Source organism: Spiroplasma sp. ald (assembly GCF_044714355.1).
GTDB classification, from domain to species: domain Bacteria; phylum Bacillota_I; class Bacilli_A; order Mycoplasmatales; family Mycoplasmataceae; genus Spiroplasma; species Spiroplasma phoeniceum.
Window position 1 is genome coordinate 1 of sequence record NZ_RXFY01000159.1, and the last position, 1448, is coordinate 1448.

1 protein-coding gene is annotated in these 1448 nt (G+C 26.1%); it reads right to left on the reverse strand.

The features are described 5' to 3' along the window. On the reverse strand, positions 1-764 hold a 764-nt coding region (locus EHU54_RS05805; RefSeq protein WP_400249449.1), incomplete at its 3' end, for a hypothetical protein. Between the last annotated feature and the right edge of the window lie 684 nt (positions 765-1448).

Below are 1448 nucleotides of genomic sequence, written 5' to 3' on the forward strand. Positions count from 1 at the left end.
CATTGTCTATCTTGGGGTGCAGAATTAATATCACCACCACCAATATTTAAACCACGGTCATTAAATACAGTATAAAAATTATAATAATCATTAATATTTAATTTATCAGCATCTTCATCTAAAATTAATAAAGTATATTGTCTTTCGGTTGATTGTTGAGTAAATACTTGTTCAAATTTAGCCTCACCAAATTGAATTGAACTTCTATCATCAATCATATACGCATCTCAATATTTACCAACTTTAACTTCCTTTGTATAAAAGTTATCGGCTTTATTATCATTATTGATAAAATAACTTAATTTATATTGATTTAAGTATTTTAACATTTTATCAACATCATAGATGTTTTCACCATCAATTAATTTTCAATAAACATTATTATTTTCATCTTTTAATTTTATCGCAAACGGTGTTTCATTATTTGCTCATATAGTTGAGTTAATTGGTTGATTTTTAAAATCATCAACTGTTAAGATATTAATTTCTTCACCTTTATATTTTTGGACTATTTTTAAACTATTTTGTCATTGAGCAATAGTACTTTCCATATTATCAAATATTCGTGAATAACTACCATAATCACTGGGTTTAGCATTATTAGGTTTTCAACCTGTTTCAGTATCAGGTATATATGAACTATAAACATTAAAAGGAAATACCATTCAATGTCTATTATCTCGTATGTTTTCTCTAATATCTATTAAAGTATCATGGGCTTGTCTTCTTAATTCTTCCATAACACCTGGGTTAATTCTACTCATTTTTTAATTCTCCTTAATTTCTGTTCTACCTTGTAAGGCATTTTGATTATTACCAGTTTCATCATATTCTAGTAATTTATTATTATGTTCTATTTCTTTNGCTTGCATTTTATCTTGTCATGCTTCTACTTTTTCAAAATATTTGGTTGCTTCTAATTCATCAATATTATCATATTCAGTTATAGCTCTTATTGGCTCCATTGTACCATTATCTAATCTAGCAGTAATTAATTCATTTTGTCGCATTTGATCAACTAAACTAGCACTAATAAAATCAAATCCATAAGGTCTTTCATCATTTCCATCTCATAAACCATAATATTTTAAAACAGTATCAAACATTTTAGTATAATATTGCTTACGATATGCTTGTAAATAGGCTTGTTTTTCTAAATCTTTTGTTTTAGTTAATAATGATTGTGTTTTATTTTGGTCATTATCTGATTTATCACCAAAAGGACTAGAAAAATGACATGTTAAATATACTTGTTCAATAATTGATTTTTGGTCTTCAGTATATGTTTCTAAGGTTGGTGTTCCTTGTACTACTTGTAAAGATTGAGATAATTGACCATCTACTGTTGATGAACTTGATTGAACAAAAATATCATCAAATACATCTTGTAATACTTTTTTATTACCTTTGTTATAAGCAGTCATTAAATCATCACTTAGTATTCCATA